Annotated in this window: 14 protein-coding genes; all 14 read right to left on the bottom strand. The window is 39.7% G+C overall.

Features of this window, described 5'->3' with window-relative positions:
- Window positions 1–23: 23 nt before the first annotated feature.
- The 14 genes from ACI39P_RS04630 to ACI39P_RS04565 all read right to left on the bottom strand — a co-directional run bounded on the left by ACI39P_RS04630 (window position 24) and on the right by ACI39P_RS04565 (window position 17591).
- Window positions 24–1235 (bottom strand): AAA family ATPase, encoded by a 1212-nt coding sequence (locus ACI39P_RS04630; RefSeq protein WP_439719524.1) that lies wholly within the window; start codon window positions 1233–1235, stop codon window positions 24–26.
- Between the two features lie 108 nt (window positions 1236–1343).
- Window positions 1344–1583: a hypothetical protein gene (locus ACI39P_RS04625; protein ID WP_439716152.1), complete on the bottom strand. Its 240-nt coding sequence runs from the start codon at window positions 1581–1583 to the stop codon at window positions 1344–1346.
- 104 nt (window positions 1584–1687) lie between these two features.
- Window positions 1688–1840, bottom strand: a complete 153-nt coding sequence (locus ACI39P_RS04620) for a hypothetical protein (protein WP_439716058.1) — start codon at window positions 1838–1840, stop codon at window positions 1688–1690.
- 34 nt (window positions 1841–1874) lie between these two features.
- Complete coding sequence (locus tag ACI39P_RS04615) at window positions 1875–3578, bottom strand: VirD4-like conjugal transfer protein, CD1115 family (protein WP_439716153.1); 1704 nt, start codon at window positions 3576–3578, stop codon at window positions 1875–1877.
- Window positions 3579–3646: 68 nt separating this feature from the next.
- Entirely contained in the window at window positions 3647–8530 is a 4884-nt protein-coding gene (locus tag ACI39P_RS04610; RefSeq protein WP_439719523.1) for a SpaA isopeptide-forming pilin-related protein, read from the bottom strand.
- Window positions 8531–9196: 666 nt separating this feature from the next.
- On the bottom strand, window positions 9197–10438 hold the full coding sequence (locus ACI39P_RS04605; protein ID WP_439719522.1) for a hypothetical protein: 1242 nt from the start codon (window positions 10436–10438) through the stop codon (window positions 9197–9199).
- A gap of 66 nt (window positions 10439–10504) precedes the next feature.
- A complete protein-coding gene (locus tag ACI39P_RS04600; RefSeq protein ID WP_439716061.1) occupies window positions 10505–11347 on the bottom strand; it encodes a class D sortase in 843 nt (280 codons plus the stop codon).
- Complete coding sequence (locus ACI39P_RS04595; protein WP_439716062.1) at window positions 11247–12176, bottom strand: cell wall anchor protein; 930 nt, start codon at window positions 12174–12176, stop codon at window positions 11247–11249. Before ACI39P_RS04595 ends, ACI39P_RS04600 begins: the two co-directional genes overlap by 101 nt.
- Window positions 12177–12180: 4 nt before the next feature.
- Window positions 12181–12726 carry a PcfB family protein gene (locus tag ACI39P_RS04590; protein ID WP_439716063.1) on the bottom strand — a complete coding sequence of 182 codons (546 nt, stop codon included), beginning with the start codon at window positions 12724–12726 and terminating at the stop codon, window positions 12181–12183.
- Entirely contained in the window at window positions 12635–14017 is a 1383-nt protein-coding gene (locus tag ACI39P_RS04585) for a relaxase/mobilization nuclease domain-containing protein (RefSeq protein WP_439719521.1), read from the bottom strand. The genes ACI39P_RS04590 and ACI39P_RS04585 overlap by 92 nt, the downstream gene beginning before the upstream one ends.
- A gap of 1 nt (window position 14018) precedes the next feature.
- A complete protein-coding gene (locus ACI39P_RS04580) occupies window positions 14019–14324 on the bottom strand; it encodes a MobC family plasmid mobilization relaxosome protein (protein WP_439719520.1) in 306 nt (101 codons plus the stop codon).
- Window positions 14325–14391: 67 nt separating this feature from the next.
- The gene (locus tag ACI39P_RS04575) at window positions 14392–14982 is read right to left on the bottom strand and encodes a TIR domain-containing protein (RefSeq protein ID WP_439716066.1); all 591 of its coding nucleotides are present in this window, start codon (window positions 14980–14982) and stop codon (window positions 14392–14394) included.
- A gap of 19 nt (window positions 14983–15001) precedes the next feature.
- Window positions 15002–16438, bottom strand: coding sequence for an SIR2 family protein (locus ACI39P_RS04570; RefSeq protein ID WP_439716067.1), 1437 nt, complete (start codon window positions 16436–16438; stop codon window positions 15002–15004).
- A gap of 28 nt (window positions 16439–16466) precedes the next feature.
- Entirely contained in the window at window positions 16467–17591 is a 1125-nt protein-coding gene (locus tag ACI39P_RS04565) for a TIR domain-containing protein (RefSeq protein ID WP_439716068.1), read from the bottom strand.
- Between the last annotated feature and the right edge of the window lie 112 nt (window positions 17592–17703).

Here is a 17703-nt window from a genome sequence, read left to right as displayed (position 1 = left end):
GAAATGCCTTTTCACTACATCTTTTAGAAATCTTCACTTAATAGAAAATCCGCAACATGCATCGTTTTAATCCCTTCATAATTACCACTTGCAAATTCGTCTGTTCTTAAAACATACTTTGGATAATTATCCCGAATTTCCAACAAGCGATCATATTCACGTTTTTCCGTTTTTTCGGATGCAATCCGCTGTGTTACCTGTACATAAATCTTATCATTCAATCGTTCTGCAACAAAGTCTATCTCTGCATCTCCAATCTTACCAATGTGGACCTTATATCCCCTACGGCACAGTTCCAGATATACAACATTTTCTAATGCGGCTGCGACAGTATCAGGGTTATAACCTAATACGCTATATCTCAAAGAAGTATCTGCCAAATAGAATTTTTCCTGTGTTTTTAATATTTCTTTACCCTGCAGATCATAACGGGAACAACGGTGCAATAAATAAGCCTTTTCCAGTTTTTCCAGATAGTTATACACCGTTTCATTATCTAACGCACGGCGTTCTGCTTTCAAATAATCAGAAATAGATTTTGCAGAAAATGTATTCCCGACATTATTAAAAGTATATTTCACTACTCGTTCCAACTGGTCAATCTTACGAATCTGATTGCGTTTCACAATATCAGAAAAAATCGTAGAATTGTAAATATCCCTTACAATCGTATATACTTCATCCTGGCTATATGCCTGCAAATGTGTTGCCGGAAAACCACCTAAGCGAATATAATTTGCCAGTTCCGACTTGTGATCCTCCAGAGAAGTATACTGACTTTTGAATGTCAGATACTCTGAAAAAGATAATGTATAAATATGGAATGCCACATATCTTCCCGTTAAGTAAGTCGATATTTCTGAAGACATCATGCGAGAGTTGGAACCTGTTACATACAGGTCCACATCAAAATCTGATGCTAAGGAGTTTACTACCTTTTCCCAACCTTTAATTTCCTGCATTTCATCCAGAAAAAAGTATGTTTTTTTACCCTGATATAAACGTCCTTTCAATTCTGCATACATTTCTTTCGCAGTCATATCTTCATATTCCATGGAATCAAAACGATAACTCACGATCTGATCTTCAGGAATATTCCTTTCCTTCTGCAGTTTTTCCATAATCATTTTTAGAATGGTAGATTTGCCGCAACGACGAACACCTGTAAGAATTTTTACAAAAGGTGTATCTGTATATGCCATAATCTTATCTACATATAAAGGTCTATAAATCATTTCGCATCACCTCTATATGTATATTACCGCAATCGCACAGAATAATCAATAAGTTTTGCGGTTTATAACCGCAAAACTTTCATTCACTATACATTTTTTCGACTTTAATTATAAAATTAAATCAAGGATCTCTTTTGCAAAAGCAATCACCAAGCCACCGAAAAATGTCAAAAAACCATTACTTCTCTGGCTGGCATCATGACTCTGTAAACTCAGACCGATCTGCACGACACCCCAGCCAAGGATAATCACGCCAATGGCTTTAATTGCTGCAAATACAAAGGTTGAAAGATTATTTATCGTTGCCAGTGGGTCTGTTGTTTCTGCAAATACTACCATTGGGAACATCAGTGAATATACAATGCAACTACTCCAAAACAAGTATTTCCGTTTCATACTTACCTCCTATTTCAAAAAATAAAAACAGCCTATTTTTCAATAAGCTGTTTCATTCAAACTCCATATTTCTTTTTTAGTTCCTCAAGGGCTTCTTCCAATTCTTCTGTATCTGTCTGGTTCAGGATATTTAATTCTGCCACTGCAATGTTCAACTCCGTCTGAGTATCCAATGTCTCTTCGTTCATGTTTTTCTCTTTTTCAGTCATGGCTATCCCTCCTCTGAAGTTGATTATACCATTGTCATTCCAGAATCTCAATACCAGTCATATCAAACTCAATCTGCAGATCTTCCGCAGAGAAATCATAAATAGGCTGTTTATCCAAATTCTTCAATGGTCTATAATAACTTTCTGCTCCGCCGTCTTCCGTAAGTTTAATATTAGGATGTTTCATCAGATCATATTTTTTATCAGATACAGCTCTTTCCCCTCTGATAAACAACAATGCGTAGTCATTATCCAGCATACGCACCTCGTCTGGCATCAGAAGTTCTCTGCCTGTGTTCTGATAATTTGCACTGGAAGAACCACTCCGTCCTTTGGTGATACCTCTGGTTTTTGTATCAATGGTTGCTTTCCCAAGCAGTTCCGAAATATATTTATGGGTACTCTGTTCATTCCCACCCAGATACAAAAAATGATCGCAGTTGCCGATGATGCTTTCCCAGCTATCTTTATACATGGCTTTGATCTGAGAAATATTTTGCACGATGATATTGATGGAAATATCCCTGCTTCGACAAGTTGCCAGAATCTTTTCAAAATCATCGGGCAATGCCACATTCGCCCATTCATCCATCAGAACCCTTACAGGGATTTTTAGCCTACCACCTGATCTATGGTCGGCATCATAGTAAAGTTCCTGAAACGCCTGTGTATAAAGCATCCCTACTAAATAATTGAAACTACTGTCATTATCAGGGATCACAGCAAAAATCGCCTGTTTTCGTTTTCCCAGCAGATGCAGTTCCATTTCGTCCTTCTGTGTAAAGGATGCCAGTTCCGACAGATTGAAAGATGCCAGACGCACCGCCACACTGACTAAGATAGACTTCGCTGTTTTCCCAGCTGCCTGTTTGAAAACTCTGTACTGCTTCAAAGCAATATGGTTCGGGTCTTTTTCCTCCAAGGTTTCAAACATGACATCCATGGGGCTTTTATATTCCTCATCATTTTCACTGACTGCGGCATTCTCGATCATATACATGACCATCTCAAAATTCTGCTCCTCAATCGGAGCTTCATGTACCAGATACAGGATAAACGCCTGCAGCAAAGCCGTTTCAGATTTATCCCAGAAGGGGTCTGTGTTGCCTGCTGTTTTTGGCGTTGTATTCTTCACCAAATTCGTCACCAGACGCAAAGCGTCGGTATCCGTTTTGACATAAGCCAAAGGGTTATAGCAGTCAGATCGGGCCATATCCACCAGATTCAGCACCTTCACTTCATAACCCTGTTTTTCCAACATACCACCTGTTGCTCGGAGCAATTCCCCCTTTGGATCAGCGATGATGTAGGAACAGTTACACTGCATAATGTTCGGCTTTACAAAGTATCTCGTTTTACCTGCACCGGAGCCACCAACCACAAGGATATTTAAGTTTCTTCGATGCTTTCTGCCATCCAGACCAATCTGAATGTTTTGTGTTAGGATCGCATTCTGGGTCGGTTCTTTCCTGTTTTTATATTTTCGGTTAATCTCCGAAACGCTGCCCCATCTGGCAGAGCCATATTCTTCACCTGTCCTTTTATTGCCCTTTGATACAAAGTAATAGGAAATACCCAAGCCATAACAGCAAAGGCAGATCAGAATACATTTCCCTGTATAAATAGTAAATGTGATATGATAAGGTGTCTCCATCACTTCGGACAGGTTATTGATAAACTGCGGCAGATTTACACCCTCACCACAGCATCGACCAAAAAGGATTCCCAGCCAGATCACTGGCAAAGAGAAAACCGCCAATAAAATGGCGGCCTCCCTTCTACTCATCTGTTTTTTGATTTTTCACCTTAATATCCGGTGCGAGGAAGTTTCTGCACTTCCTGCTTACCGTATACCACTGTTACCCATCTGTCATTGGACATAATCCACTGTCCCTGATACAGCCCACCAACATCTGTGCTGTTGGTAAATCTCTGTTCATGGGTCACTGTGGGCAGCACATTGCAATAGATATAAGGTGTTTCCACCTGGGCGAATCCACTTTTGACCGTACCAAATACAAACATGATCTCTGTGATATATTCATTAGAGGGCAGTCCCAGCGCTGCAGGAGATGCCAGAATCACGTTATTCTTGGATGTATCCAGATTATCCGCCAGTGTACGATAATCATGCAGGTTTGTTTTATATACGATCTTGTAAGAAAGTCGCTGGTTCCATGTACCTGTGATGATCTTGTCCAGTCTGACCGCTTCTACAGGCAGGGTATCTCTCCAATAGAAACTATTCAGAGATACCGTAGAATTGTTTTTAATACCCATGAATTCATAGCGGATGCTCTGATTGGGTGCTACCTGAGTGTAGCCTTTTTTATTGACTGCCACATTGGTATACAGGCTAGAATTATACACTTCCAGTCTGACAATCTGGCCTACATACTCAATTTCAGTCTGGATGTCCTGTGTGTTTGCTCCATAAAAATCAGGTGCTTTTGTTTCACGGATGATATAACGTCCCAAAGGCAGAGTCTTAGAAATCGCAATGCCATTCTTATTTGTTACCACTGTATCTACCAGATTGTTAGATCTATCGTAGATTTCAAATTCTGCACCTTTCAGCACTGTTCCTGCTGGGAAACCATTGTAGGGGTTATCATCAGAGGATTTCTTTGTAATCTGAATCTGTCCCATCTGAGGTGTGTTTTCCCATTCGATTTCTGTTGTTCTTCCCTTCTGTACTGTAATAGTTCTCACTTTATTATCTGCCAGATAACCATCTGCTGGTTCGATTTCTCTCAGTTTATATTTACCTGCTTCCAGTTCTTTCTCGATATGCACATATCCTTCGTCATCGGATACAAACTGACCAATGGGGTTATTGTCAGAATCATACAGGATGAATGTTACGCCATAAATACCCTCGCCAGTCACAGAATCAACCTTATGGATCAGGATAGATGCCAGAGGATCGTTTTCTACTTTCAGTGTGGTGCGTTTCCCATCTTTCACCTGTACTTTCTTAGCTTCGCTGTCCAGCAGATAGCCTTTGGCTGCTTCTGTTTCTTTTACCAGATAAGTGTCTTCTTCCAGACCTTCGATGACAATCATACCACTTTCATCTGTTTCGTAATATCCAATCTGTTCGCCGTTCAGTTTTGTCACAAGGAACTCGACGCCTTCAATAGGTCTGTCATTTCTGCTGTTGGTCTTTTCAATCACCAGACAGGAATAAGGTTCATTTTCTACTTCCACAATGGTCTGTGTGCCGGATTTCACTTCTACTGTTCTGGGTTCTTCATCCCAGTGGTATCCTTGCAGACCTTTTGTTTCCGTTACTGTGTACCAGCCATCTTCCAGATTACCGACATAGATCATGCCTGCGTTATCTGTTGTGTATGTACCAATTTTTTCACCGTTCAGTTTGCTAATTGCAAATGCCACACCTTCCAGAGGTGCATTTGTTTCAGAATCAGTTTTAATGATTTTAATGCCGGACAATGCTTTGTTGGTGAATTCCAGACGGTAAGTACCGCCGTCTGTGCCGATCTTCACTGTTTTAGGAGTAGTATCTCTGGAATACCCTGCAGGTGCTCTCAGTTCTGTCACCACATAACTACCGGGTTCCAGATTAGGAACGAGGATTTCACCATTGTTATCTGTTGTAAATTCGCCATTATCATTACCTACAACAGTGCCATCGCTGGCTGTCACTTTGAAAACTGCACCTGCCAGTGGTTTATTGTTTTCTGCATCCACCTTGGAAATCAGCAGGGAACCGTAAGGCAGATTTCTGAAAATCACTTCTACCACGCTGGTACCATCGGCTTTCAGATTTACTGTCTGCAGGTCGGTTTCTGTGATCAGATAATTCGCAGGGGCCTTAATTTCACGGACTGCATAAGCACCTGCCTCCAAACCAGTGATTACAATTACGCCGGAATGGTCTGTGGTAACGGTGCAGATTACTGTACCATTCTGACCGCTTGTTTCTCCTGTCACACGGATGACTTCAAATGTTGCACCGTCCAGCATTTCACCCGTGTTTGCATCTGCCTTTTTGATCACGATGCTGTTCAGAGGATAGTTTACGATGTCACCAACTACTGTATAATCCGCACCACTTGTAATTTTCACTTCGCTGTCAGCAGATTCATCTGCATTTCCCGTATCCGTTGTTGCATTGTCCACTTTGTTATCAGCAATCGTATAGGAATTATCGCCAGTAGCCAGATAAACCCTTGTGACAGGATTTGTGGGTTTCTGGTAGCCCTGTGCAGGGATTGTTTCTGTCATGATGTACCAGCCGGGTTCCACATAGGGCAGTGTGATACGGCCATCTGCATCCGTCTTATATGTACCAACGGTTTTAATACCGCCGTCCGCCTGTTCATACTCGATTTTATATGTGGTATTGGGGATACCCTTATTTGTTGTTGCGTCCGTTTTCTGAACGATCAATGTTGGATATTTGATATTTTCAAACAGCAGGGATTTCTGATCACCGGCCTTCAACTGAATATCCTGATGTTTTTCTGCCAGCATATAAGGCTCAGGAACAGAAACTTCCTTTACCGTATAAGTGTCAGATTCCAGATAACCCAGTTCACCGTCTTTCATACCTAATGTCACCTTGCCGTCTGCACCTGTTTCTACGACACCGATCTTTGTACCATCGGATTTCTTCACTTCATACTTTGTTCCAGGAATAGGATCACCTGTTTTGGCATCATCCTTTTCGATGGTCAATACAGGTGCTTTCAGGTTATAGGCAATATACTGTTTGCTTTCATTTTCGCCCAGATAGATCGTTCCCGGTGCAGTATCCAGAACATAACCTTCAGGGGCAGATTTTTCTGTGATTTTATAGGAACCTACAGGAAGGTTTTTCAGTTCTGCAATGCCATTCTTTGTTTTCACAGATGTGCTGTAGCTACCATTGATCTGTTCTACTAAGAATGTTGCTGTTCCCTCAATCACTTCACCTGTCTGCTTATCAACCTTCAAGATCGTCAGGCCGGGGAATTTACTATTCAGGAATTTCAGGCTAGGGGCCTGCCCATTTTTTACCGTTACATACTGAGGTGTGCTATCCATAATGTACCCTTCTACTGTAGATACTTCTCTCACCAGATATGTACCATCAGGCACATCTTCCCAAGCGATTTTACCGCTGCTGTCAGTTTTACCTGTTGCTCTCCAGGCTCCATCGCCGTCGATCTGAACGATTTCGTATTCCACACCGGGGATAGGTTTACCTGTGGTTGCATCTTCTTTTTCCATAGTCACTGTCTGGCTAGGATAGTCACGGAAAGTGGCTGTTGCTTTTTTATCATCCTGTACTGTAATAACCATAGAAGTAGGTTCAGTCAACTGATAAGAGTTGCCGGAATCTCTTTCGATGATCGTATAAGTGCCAGAGCCGGAGATTTTGGGAATCCATTTGCCATTGCTGTCTGTTGTACCTGTGTCGATCAGCTGTCCTTTGGCGTTATAGCAATCGAATGTCACGCCTGCCAGAGGTGTTGCATTGTCCCTTGCGTCCAGTTTGATGACTGTCAGATCACCAGAACCAGAGGGTGTGCTGGGTGCATCAGGGTCTTCTACCACACCTGTATCACCGATTACAAAAGATGCTGTGGGATTATCATAGAAATTACCCGCCAGTACATAGTTCTGCGTTCTTGCAGAAGTGCTTCGGCCATACAGCAAGATTTTAGATTTCTGCTGAGCATACAGTCTCAGTTCTACTCTCGCTCCTGCATCACCGGGGTCAGGCAGGATTACTTTGAACTCTGTTGTGCCATCAGGCAAAATATAGCGTTCTGCACCACTGGATGTCTTTGTTGTAGGATATTCCTTTCCATCCTCGTCACAGATCATCAGACCATCCATAAATGTGCCGCCTGCTGCCATCTCAACATACATATCAGAGCCGTCAACATTGTTGTCTGTATTGGAAATCGTGAATGTGGTTTCATAATTGCTACCGGAAAGCGTTGGGGTTCCTGCAGTCAGCGATACTGTACTCTGACCGTCATGGGGCGTATATTTTCCTGCTGCATTATAAATAGATTTTGTAGCAGCCAACACCCTCACCCTCAATGCATGGGGATACTGCGTTGCTCCGGTATTCTCGCTCCATGTATTGATGCCATAATTATTATGAATACCAGACCAGATTGCCATCTTGGTCGCCAGATAAGCCGCGTACTCCAACTGGTTCTGGCTCACACCATAATCTGCAGCAGTACCACCTAGCAATGTTTCTGCGGAAACAGAAGGATAGCCATAATTCACCGCACCTTCCAGAAATGCCGCAATCGTATTGCCGGCAGAAGATTTGGAACCTGCCGTTTTCCCAGAGCCACCGGAGCCACCTGCATCCACAATGCAACTATTATCGAATCGTTCAATATCAATACCATAATCCGCCACATCGCCATAACCAGGGTATGCAGGATTAATACAATATGCCTGATATAATGCTTCATTGGCCGGATTCGTCCAGCTCACCTGTGCAGGTGCAAAATTATCATAGTCTGCACTGCCGTTGCATTTCAGAATCGCTTCACGGCAGCTGGAATTGGCAATATCAAACTTCTGATTGGCATGATATACTGTGCCGTAGGTTGAAATGCCATAATTATCTGCTGATGCCACCGAAACAGATGATAATAGCATCACCGCAGAAAGACCTAATCCAAACATTCTTTTTGTCAAAGTGTTTTTCATACTCATTTCTCCTTTCTATTTTTTAGGCAATTAAAAAAAGCGGAATTGATTCCCGCTTTCTATCATGTATATTGTCTTTCTTCTTTTTTACATTTTAAATATATTTTATAATTCTTTCATACAAATCCCATAACCTGTACTGGCACATACCTCCCAATGCACCTATTCCATAGTGAATATGAATATCCCTATCTTCTTCATCAAACAATTTGTGAAAATCATCTTCTTCTCCAATATATACCGGAATGTCATAATTTAAAAACGTAGAATCATCTTTAAACTGATCCCCTGTTATATCTATTATCACATTATCTTTTGAAAACAACCACGCATGAGACTGAGAATTATGCTCCTCATCGTAATAATAATATGTTCCACAAACATAATCTGTTCGAATACCTTTTCTCAGCAGAAATTCTGCTAATAAATCACTGGCATCCCCACAACAGCCACGAGGAAATCTAGAAAATATAGAATCCTTTTCAAATTCACCGGCTTTTTTAGCTTTGTCTATTGCGTCACGAAATTATTTTACAAGAATCTTTACATCTTCCATAAATATCCTCCTTTAAAAATAAGATTTATAAATAAACTATCACATTTCTACATCTTATTCAAACAATCTTGTCGACACAAAACGACAAAATCACACGCCTTAACGTTTCATTATTTGGCTACAACATAGCCAATAAATCCCCCTCTATTGATGAATTTATCGAAATCCCATACTTTCACAGTTGCATCAAAATCAGGGTAATATGCACCAATTACTCTATTAGTGCTTCTATGGTTTGCATTGGCTTCTGTGAAATATACTTTTACAGGATTACCTTCACTATCATAGTCCACCCATTCTACAAATGCAGCATGGCCTTCCCAAGTAACAATACTTCGAGGCTGGATTGCATAGGGATCTGTTACACCATCCACAGCAGGACAATCCTCACTTTGTGCCTTTTTTACCCAGTTGTTTACGCCACTGCCATAAAAAGGATTCTCCTTGATATGTCCGCCGACTGTTTCCAGCATACGCCCTCTAGCATACCAGGTACACTGCCCAATCATGCCCGCCTCCATGTCAGAATAGGGAACCGTATAGTTTGCAATGTTAGGCTGTGTCATTGCATTATCCAAATAAGCCGCTTCGCTGTCATCGACCAAGATATTTGCCAAGATTTCACCTTCTTCTGGCGCAGATGTTAAAGGAGCCTGCACCTGAAATTTTTTAGAAACAACATCTGTATCTTCTTCAGCGCCCATATCTGTTTTACTCTCCTTTTCTTCCGCCAGTGTCAATACTTTGCCGCTACGGATATCATCAAACATTTCCTGCAGATTGATCTTCGTATATGTAACATCAATGACTTTTTCTGTATCATCCCAGTCAATTTCAATACCGTAAAAAGTCTGCATAAAAGGCTCTGTCACGATTCCTGCTTTTGCTTCGATATTTACCAGTTCAAGGGTGCCTTCTTTTGCATATTTGCTGGCATCTGCAAAATCTGCCAGTTTAAAATAATATCTGCCGTTCAGCAGGAAACACTCCGCTTCACTGACAGAACCATCATAGATCAGTTCACCTTTTTCCACTTTGACCTTGGCAGTCTTCTGTGTAAGCTTTTCCGCTTCTGTCGTGGATGTAGGTTTATTGTGAGGGTCTACCATGACGCCTGCTGTTCCATTCTGGATAGCAGATACTGCCACATCCAGTTCATTTGTAATATCCCTTGCTCTCACAAAGTTATAACCGTCAATGTTATAACACCAGATATTCTGGATTTCACCATCATTGAACCGTACCTTCGCATCATGCAACATTGCTGTTTTATATTCCGTATCCGCAAAGGCTGTTGCTGTGCCGCCAACAGCCAGAACACCAGTCATCAGCATCGTTGTCAGTTTTTTCATATATTCCACTTCCTTTCTTCGTCCTTTTTCTTTATTATCCTAGAGATTTCTAAATCACGCAAAAAATCACACTTCCACTGCCTGTACGCACCAACGCTTTGCAGGCTGGTTATTGACACAGGTAATGAGTGTGATCCTGTTATCGCTGGTTCTCTGCAGATAGGAAAAATCCGTTTCATCAATTTTTGTTACAGAAACGACCTTGTAAGTTCGTGTACCCAGTTTTGTTGTGTATTTGATTTTGTCACCTTTCTCCAGTGTATGGATCTTGCCGAAATGGTTTGTAACACCTCGGTTATGGCCACACAGACCGATGTTGCCATCCCAACAGGAAGTAGACTTGAAATGTCCCGCCCCTTTCGCAAGACTTTCCAGACTTTCTGTTTCATAAACTTTTACGGACAGATCAATTTCATCAATTTTCAGTCTGCCAATGCTGCCATCAGAATAATACAGATCATCGGGCAAAGTGAATTTATTCTCTGTACAGCTGTAAGTTACTATGCTGACTGTACTGGTAGGAGGATAGGTAACTGTTCCGCTGCTTACTGCAGTCTGCACTGCCGCACTGATGCTGCCGGAGCCAATGCTCATCTGAGATACACCGGAAATATTCGGTGTCAGCAGTTCTCCCGTTCCTTTTGTATCCGCTGAATAAGAACCAAAGGCAGGCGGGATAAAGGCACTATCCTTGCTAACATTGATATTGTATGTATTCGCTGCTTCCACTACTGTCACAGGTTCGATAGATGTTGCCTTACCAAAATTGCCTGTTTCAGAATTGCTGAAAGAATATGTCAGATCCGAATCAAGAGCATACACCGGGGTAATTGTCGTTGTCGTCATTAACAGGATCGCGGCCATCAACAGAATTGCTTTCGTTGACATCAACAGTTTCGTTTTCATCATCTGCACTTTCTCCTTTCTTTTTCTTTATGAAATGGAATACCGCTACACTTACTAACATAATACCTGCACCACAAAGGGGTAACAGGATCAAATACAGATCAACAGGAAAACCATTTTCCTGGGCAAAAATCGCTGTGTACTGCACGGTATCTGTAGCAGTTTTGGATACGATGCCGCTGTATTCTGCTGTCACTGTATACCCTTTGCTGAAACTTCTTGTGCCTGTGCCTTCATAGGTCACAACAGCTGTATATCTGTCTGTAATAGCATGGGCATCCACATTGGCTGTGTTATCACTCTGCCAGTCAACGGATGCAAACTGTAAAGTATGTCCATTTTCTTCCGTTGTCTTTGGAATGTACTGTAGGTCTGCTCCTGCAAGGTTGGGGTATGTTCTGGTCGCCTTCATGGTGTAGCTGCTTGTGCCTATACCTTTGCTTTCGATCTGGATCGTGGATACATCCAGCTGCAAAGTGCCGGAGAAACCATCATCTGTCAGAACTTCTTTTGTCGCAGGAATCAATGGAAGAATGTCCTCCATCTTATTTGTTTCACTCTCTACTGTAACAGGCTCGATGATCTCTCTGGTTTCATGGGAAGGGATCTCATTTTTCAAAATATCCTTCAGCACATAGGTCTTTCCGTCCTGTTCAAAGCTGTCCTGCGGAATGGATGCAGGCGTATCTTCTGCACTCAGTTCATAAACCTTATGGATCTCTGTCTTACCGCCATTTTCCACCATTTCGATCTTCGATGGATATGCAGTAGCACCGAAAGCTGTTACAGATACAGAAAGCATACATACCATGCAAAATAAAAATCTTTTCATTTTATCACCGTTCTTTCTCTGAAACTTTCCTCGCTTTTTTGATTTTGTTCAAATCCCCTACCACAGATTTATGTTCATTCGTACTCGCTCTGCCTGTATTCCAGCCAATCCCTCGCACGCTTGATCTGTTCTCTTGTTGATAAGGGCTTCTCGTCTTTTTTTCATCTTTTTCTCTGCCGGGTATCGGATATTCAATCAGCTCAAATACCCGATTGATCTTTGATACATCCTCTGCTCTGGCAAGGATGTCGAATGTTGGTGGGTCTGCCTTGGTATCTTTGATGACGGTATAAAGGATACCGTATTTCTTGGCTTCCTTGGAAAACTGCTGCAAATACTCCTCCTGGATCGGAAATACCTTCAGTTCCTTACCTTCCTTCAGAAGGGTATTCAGTTTTGTTTTCCCTTTGATTTTTACATTGTCCTTCATCACTGCCGCCAGAAATACTGCAAGATTTTTAGCCCCTGTTCCCGACAGTTTCGCTATGGTTTCGCTGATTCGCAGGGTTTCCTTTGTCATTTGTTCTGCCGCTTCGCTTCCCTGGCTCATATTCCTTTCCCTCCTTTCGTTCCAATTCTTTCATAGTCTGTAGATTGATTCGTATCCTCCCCTCTGTTTCCAAAATGTTCTCGCACATTCGCAATTTGGCACGATATGCTTTGATTTGTTCGCTGCACTGCTGATAGACAGCATCAACTTTTATGTTTTCTCCTCTAAGCCTCACCTCCTTTCCAATACGTTTTCTTTCTTCCACAAGTCGAGAAATTTCCCCATGAAAAAAGGACATCAAGCTCTCGATGTCCTCTATGGTATCTATCCTGTTTTCGGAAAGAAATTTATTCTGTTTTACATATTTTTCAAATCGGATCACATCATCATACAAATAAGGACTGACTTTTCTTCTGCCAGTCTTTTTCTTTGCCTTGCCCAAAAGGTATAGATACTTCCAGTACAAAGCTCTGATTCCCGTGATCCTTCTGCTTTTCTGAAAACTACCTTTTAGTCGGATTTTGTTATAGTTTTTACGTTCTTTACCACCAAAATGAAAATCATCATACAGGCGTTTTTTCTGCAGTCGTTCCTGAATATCCGCTTCTGTATATCCTTGTCCAAGGGAAGAAAGCCGGATGTACCGCTGCCCGCCCTTCGGCTTGACTGCTGTATGCTTTACATTCTCCCCATACTTCACGATATAGCCGCTGACTCTCATGGCATCCAGAAAACTACGATAGTTGAAAGACTGCTCAATGGCTGTATCTACATCTTTTCGGATCATACTTCTGATCGTTGTTTTTCCGCTTTGCTCCGCCTGCCATTCAGCATAATGCTTTCCTTTCCCCTTTGGTATAATTACCGATAGGCCATTTTCTCTGCAAATCCTGTCTGATACTTCACGCAACTGCCAAAGCGTTTTGGGCACAGATCGATATTTTCTGCCATCTACAAAAGAAACGGAATTTATCACAATATGATTATGCAAATGCCCTCGGTCCAGGTGGGTACCAATGATCACTTCAAAATCTCCAAAACATTCCTTCGCAAAGGTAATTCCAATTTTGTGAATCTGCTCCGGCGTTCCCTCTCCCGGAGGAAATGATTGAATCACATGATAACATAAAACTTTATCTTCTTTACCAAAACGTTTTTTTGTTTTCTGCATTTCTTCATTGGCAGTTTCAACACTTCCACAATTCAAACACGAAGCATAAAATCGTTCTTCTGTTTTTTCTGGATTCAAGGCATATCTTGCTGCATTCTCAACTGTTTTATCTTCATTCACAGCATAATCCGTACATCCAGCCAAATTATATCTTCTAGTCAATATTTTTAAATAAGCCATGTTATACCTCTTTCACGATTTTCCAAACCTCCTTCATAAGCCTTTGCATTTCCTGTAATTCTCCTATGTCTATACCCTCTGTAGCATTCGCTATGTGTGCGATTTGATTGATGTTATTTCCTATTGCCGATAACTGACGAATCATTTCACCCCAATACTCAGCAGGCCGCTCTTTTACATTACTTCCTGCAATCAAACTTCTAACAAACGGCTCCATCTTTATTCCAGCCAATCTCGCTTGTTGATCAAGGTGGTTCTTTTCTTGCGTTGTCAATCGGACTGTGATTTGCTGTGTTCTTTTTTGCATTTCATTCCCTCCAAACAAAAAGACGAGAATTTGAATTCTCGTCTTTTTGTTTCTTTTCATTTGCAACTTATTCCATTACTCTCAAATCATATCCTTTTCCATCATTTTCACTTTTTTCATATGCATTATCAATATACATTTTTGGATATTTCAAAAACTCTTCTTCTTCAACAAATGTTATGTACGACCCATTTAACCAATCATACATACCCTCATTTGTTTTAATTGGAGGATTTGAATTAAAGTGATTCTCTGCAATAATAGTCTGTATTTTGTCCATATGATAGTTCGTCCCACTACCTGTTGAATACTTAAACCACGAATAGCCTCCATTTACTTTCTTAATTACAGCAACCACACCATTTCTTTGAGAGGTTCTTCCTTTTCTTGTACTCTTCTTAAGACAATAAGAAATTTCCCATCCTATCCAATCACTTTTTTTCATTTCAGGAGAAAGAATTACTATTGTTACCGATGTATCATACATCATATCCGCAAGATTTCTCTCTATTGTTCTTCTCTTCAAATCTGTCATATCTTTAGAATTGACATTTTCCCCTTTGTAATAGGTTGCATCTTTTCCAAGTGCTTTTATTATTTTATCTCTTAATTCTCTTGACTCACTATATTTATAAGATATAAAGGTTTTATGTGCCATATTAGCCTCCATACTTCACTCACATTTTTAATGTATTACGCTGCTCTTTCGCTATAGTTACCACTGTTTTTACTAATGTCTCAACATCAGTTGAAGTTTCAAGAATACCAATATATTTTTCTAAATACTGATACTTTTCTATATTAGTCCGAACTTCATCAAAAATTTTTTTAGCCATAAATCCAGTACTACCAATAGGAATAATCACATTATTATTATCTCTTGCAATTCTGAATTCATCCCAACACCCTGGTGCATCAATAATCTTTGAAGAATCATTTGGATCTTTTTTATTCCCGCACAAAAATATCGCTATACCAGTATCCGAAATCATATCTTTCCGATATTTTTCAAATATTTTCTGGCGCATCTGAGCGTCCTTAATTCCCTGCGGAAACGGACGAAGACACAAATATTCATCAATGTGCTTATATTTACTTAAGTAAATTTCATCCAAGGCTCCATTTATCACAGATGAGCCAATTCCTAACCCAAATCCCGATGTAATTCTAAAATCATTTTTTACCAACGATTTTGATAGTTCTCTTGCTAATTCTTCTATTTTCTCCTTTCCCCAATCTCCATAATCATCCGCACTACCCGATATAAAAATATTATTGCGCTTAATCGCAGATTCCACATCCCGAAGCACTACTGTAATTTCCGAATAGTCATCCACAAATACAGTTTGTATCCCATAACGTTTTAAATCTTTAACTCGCAATTCCTGTTTCGCACTTTCGTATCCATATTCTTCAGGATCTTCATAATCAGACTCTTGTACTTTACGAAAAAAACAATAATGCTCTGTAACATTTTCGTCTAACAGTGAATGGATCTGTCCTAAAATATAATCAAGATTTGGATCTTCAAAACTAAAACCTATAAAAAGAAACTTCTTTGATATTAAATCTCCCTTTAAAATTGTTCTAAATAACGGTCTATTTTTATTATATAAAATATAATCATCTTTTGTTAAAACAGCATCTGCCGGATGATCCACATCACCATGCATTTTATATACAACAGCGTCCCTATTTTTTAAAGCATTAGCCAATTGTTTAGATTCCATCTTCACTTCTGCTTTTTTCCCATTTTTTTCAAGTTCACGTTCAATCAATTTATCATAGTTTGTAGTCCAATATGTTGATATTGGTAATCTAGCTATTATTTCTATATTTTCATTTTCTTCAACTTCTGAATTAAATGCATTTAAAATCTCCTGATTTATACTTGCTCTGTTTCCAGCTTCATTTCTACAATATTGAGCAATTGAAAGAAGATCATTTTCTTTATCAATATTAAGTTCCACTTCCTCTGCTAGAGGTCGAAGGAGCCCTTTCCAATCTACATAACCTGATGTTCTAGATAAACCTGCTCCTGCAAATATAGCTGCATTACCTTCCCTTATTGCATTAGTATATTTTCTGATAAATCCATTCTTTGAAATTGCCATTTCTTCTCCTCCTTAGCATAAGCTAGTGCTACGCCAATAATTGACCGATTTCTTGCATCTCAATACATTTAAAATCATGTATATCTTCTCCATTAATAACCATCATAAATATTTTTCCTCGCAAAATATTTTCATAATAGTCTAACTCAAATGATACCCACTCCGATTTTCTTGACTCATTAGAACTTATATACAAAAGGCATTTAGATTGTTTCATTCGTGCTTTCAACACTTCTTTTGTATATTCTGAAACCATCGATCGTTTCAAAAAATCATTATCAGCAGTCCAATCAACATAGCAATTCATTCCATTCGCATTAGCTACTTCTACTATTTTTTGAATAACCTTTTTATCTTTACTGCTATGAGAAATAAACAAATTATAAACCTTCAGATTCTGAACAGACTTATCATTTTGTAGTTTTTGTGCAAGAGACTTCGGAGTTCCATCAAACGAACTTTTCTCTACTTGATAAATCTTTTTCTTTCCTCTAAATCGCTTTCGTAATTTGACATAGTGCCCCGCATTTTGCAAATGCTTAAATGCAAGATTTCGTATTTGATCATTTCGTTCACTATCGTTTATTTTCCAAAAAAATTGTCTGGATTTTTCACATTCATATTTTTGAATTTCTTTAAAGACCTCCATTTTGTCATTTACAGTATTACGACGATCATGATATGCATAAATTAATGCATCTATAAACCCAGGATCAACTTGCTGTATATCCTTCATATATTCTTCTATTTTTCGTCGTTTTTTTTCGATTCTTTTTTTTCTATTTTGCTTTAACGCTTCTATATTTTCTACTCTAAACTGATCATTATAATTTTTCTTATGCCTTTCTCGCCCATCTTTGCTCAAAAGATATTTAACCTTTCCAAGAGAGAAAAAATATTCTTCTGGCTTCAACGGATTGTATCTTGTCTTTCCCTTTTTATATTTCAGGAACTGATCTTTCCCAGCATAAACTACATATCTTTCACAGATTTCCTTCCATTCATTTGGATAATACTCTTTGAATGCTTGAAGAATGTCCTCACCTGTATATTCTGGTTTCAAGGTATTTACCACTAATTCTAACGGTCTTTTCAATCGCTTAGCAAATTTAATGTTTTCGCTTTCATATTTTCTCTTAGTTTTCCCAGGCATAATTTTCACCCCTTAAAAAGTATCCTTTTTTATTATAATACAGACAATCTCTTACTACTGTTAGAGCCCAGTTGAAATAGCCATTTAGAGCCCAACAGATTTAACCAATTTC

Source organism: Anaerotignum sp., assembly GCF_051877975.1.
Classification (GTDB): Bacteria; Bacillota; Clostridia; order Lachnospirales; family Anaerotignaceae; genus Anaerotignum_A.
This window is presented reverse-complemented; position numbering and strand designations above follow the sequence as displayed.

What these genes read in the sequence shown, in the direction of transcription:
- ACI39P_RS04610 (WP_439719523.1), bottom strand. Translation starts at nt 8,530, where the DNA reads ATGAAAAACACTTTGACAAAAAGAATGTTTGGATTAGGTCTTTCTGCG.
- ACI39P_RS04575 (WP_439716066.1), bottom strand. Translation starts at nt 14,982, where the DNA reads ATGGCACATAAAACCTTTATATCTTATAAATATAGTGAGTCAAGAGAA.
- ACI39P_RS04580 (WP_439719520.1), bottom strand. Translation starts at nt 14,324, where the DNA reads ATGCAAAAAAGAACACAGCAAATCACAGTCCGATTGACAACGCAAGAA.
- ACI39P_RS04565 (WP_439716068.1), bottom strand. Translation starts at nt 17,591, where the DNA reads ATGCCTGGGAAAACTAAGAGAAAATATGAAAGCGAAAACATTAAATTT.
- ACI39P_RS04620 (WP_439716058.1), bottom strand. Translation starts at nt 1,840, where the DNA reads ATGACTGAAAAAGAGAAAAACATGAACGAAGAGACATTGGATACTCAG.
- ACI39P_RS04570 (WP_439716067.1), bottom strand. Translation starts at nt 16,438, where the DNA reads ATGGCAATTTCAAAGAATGGATTTATCAGAAAATATACTAATGCAATA.
- ACI39P_RS04600 (WP_439716061.1), bottom strand. Translation starts at nt 11,347, where the DNA reads ATGATGAAAACGAAACTGTTGATGTCAACGAAAGCAATTCTGTTGATG.
- ACI39P_RS04630 (WP_439719524.1), bottom strand. Translation starts at nt 1,235, where the DNA reads ATGATTTATAGACCTTTATATGTAGATAAGATTATGGCATATACAGAT.
- ACI39P_RS04625 (WP_439716152.1), bottom strand. Translation starts at nt 1,583, where the DNA reads ATGTTCCCAATGGTAGTATTTGCAGAAACAACAGACCCACTGGCAACG.
- ACI39P_RS04605 (WP_439719522.1), bottom strand. Translation starts at nt 10,438, where the DNA reads ATGAAAAAACTGACAACGATGCTGATGACTGGTGTTCTGGCTGTTGGC.
- ACI39P_RS04585 (WP_439719521.1), bottom strand. Translation starts at nt 14,017, where the DNA reads ATGGCTTATTTAAAAATATTGACTAGAAGATATAATTTGGCTGGATGT.
- ACI39P_RS04595 (WP_439716062.1), bottom strand. Translation starts at nt 12,176, where the DNA reads ATGAAAAGATTTTTATTTTGCATGGTATGTATGCTTTCTGTATCTGTA.
- ACI39P_RS04590 (WP_439716063.1), bottom strand. Translation starts at nt 12,726, where the DNA reads ATGAGCCAGGGAAGCGAAGCGGCAGAACAAATGACAAAGGAAACCCTG.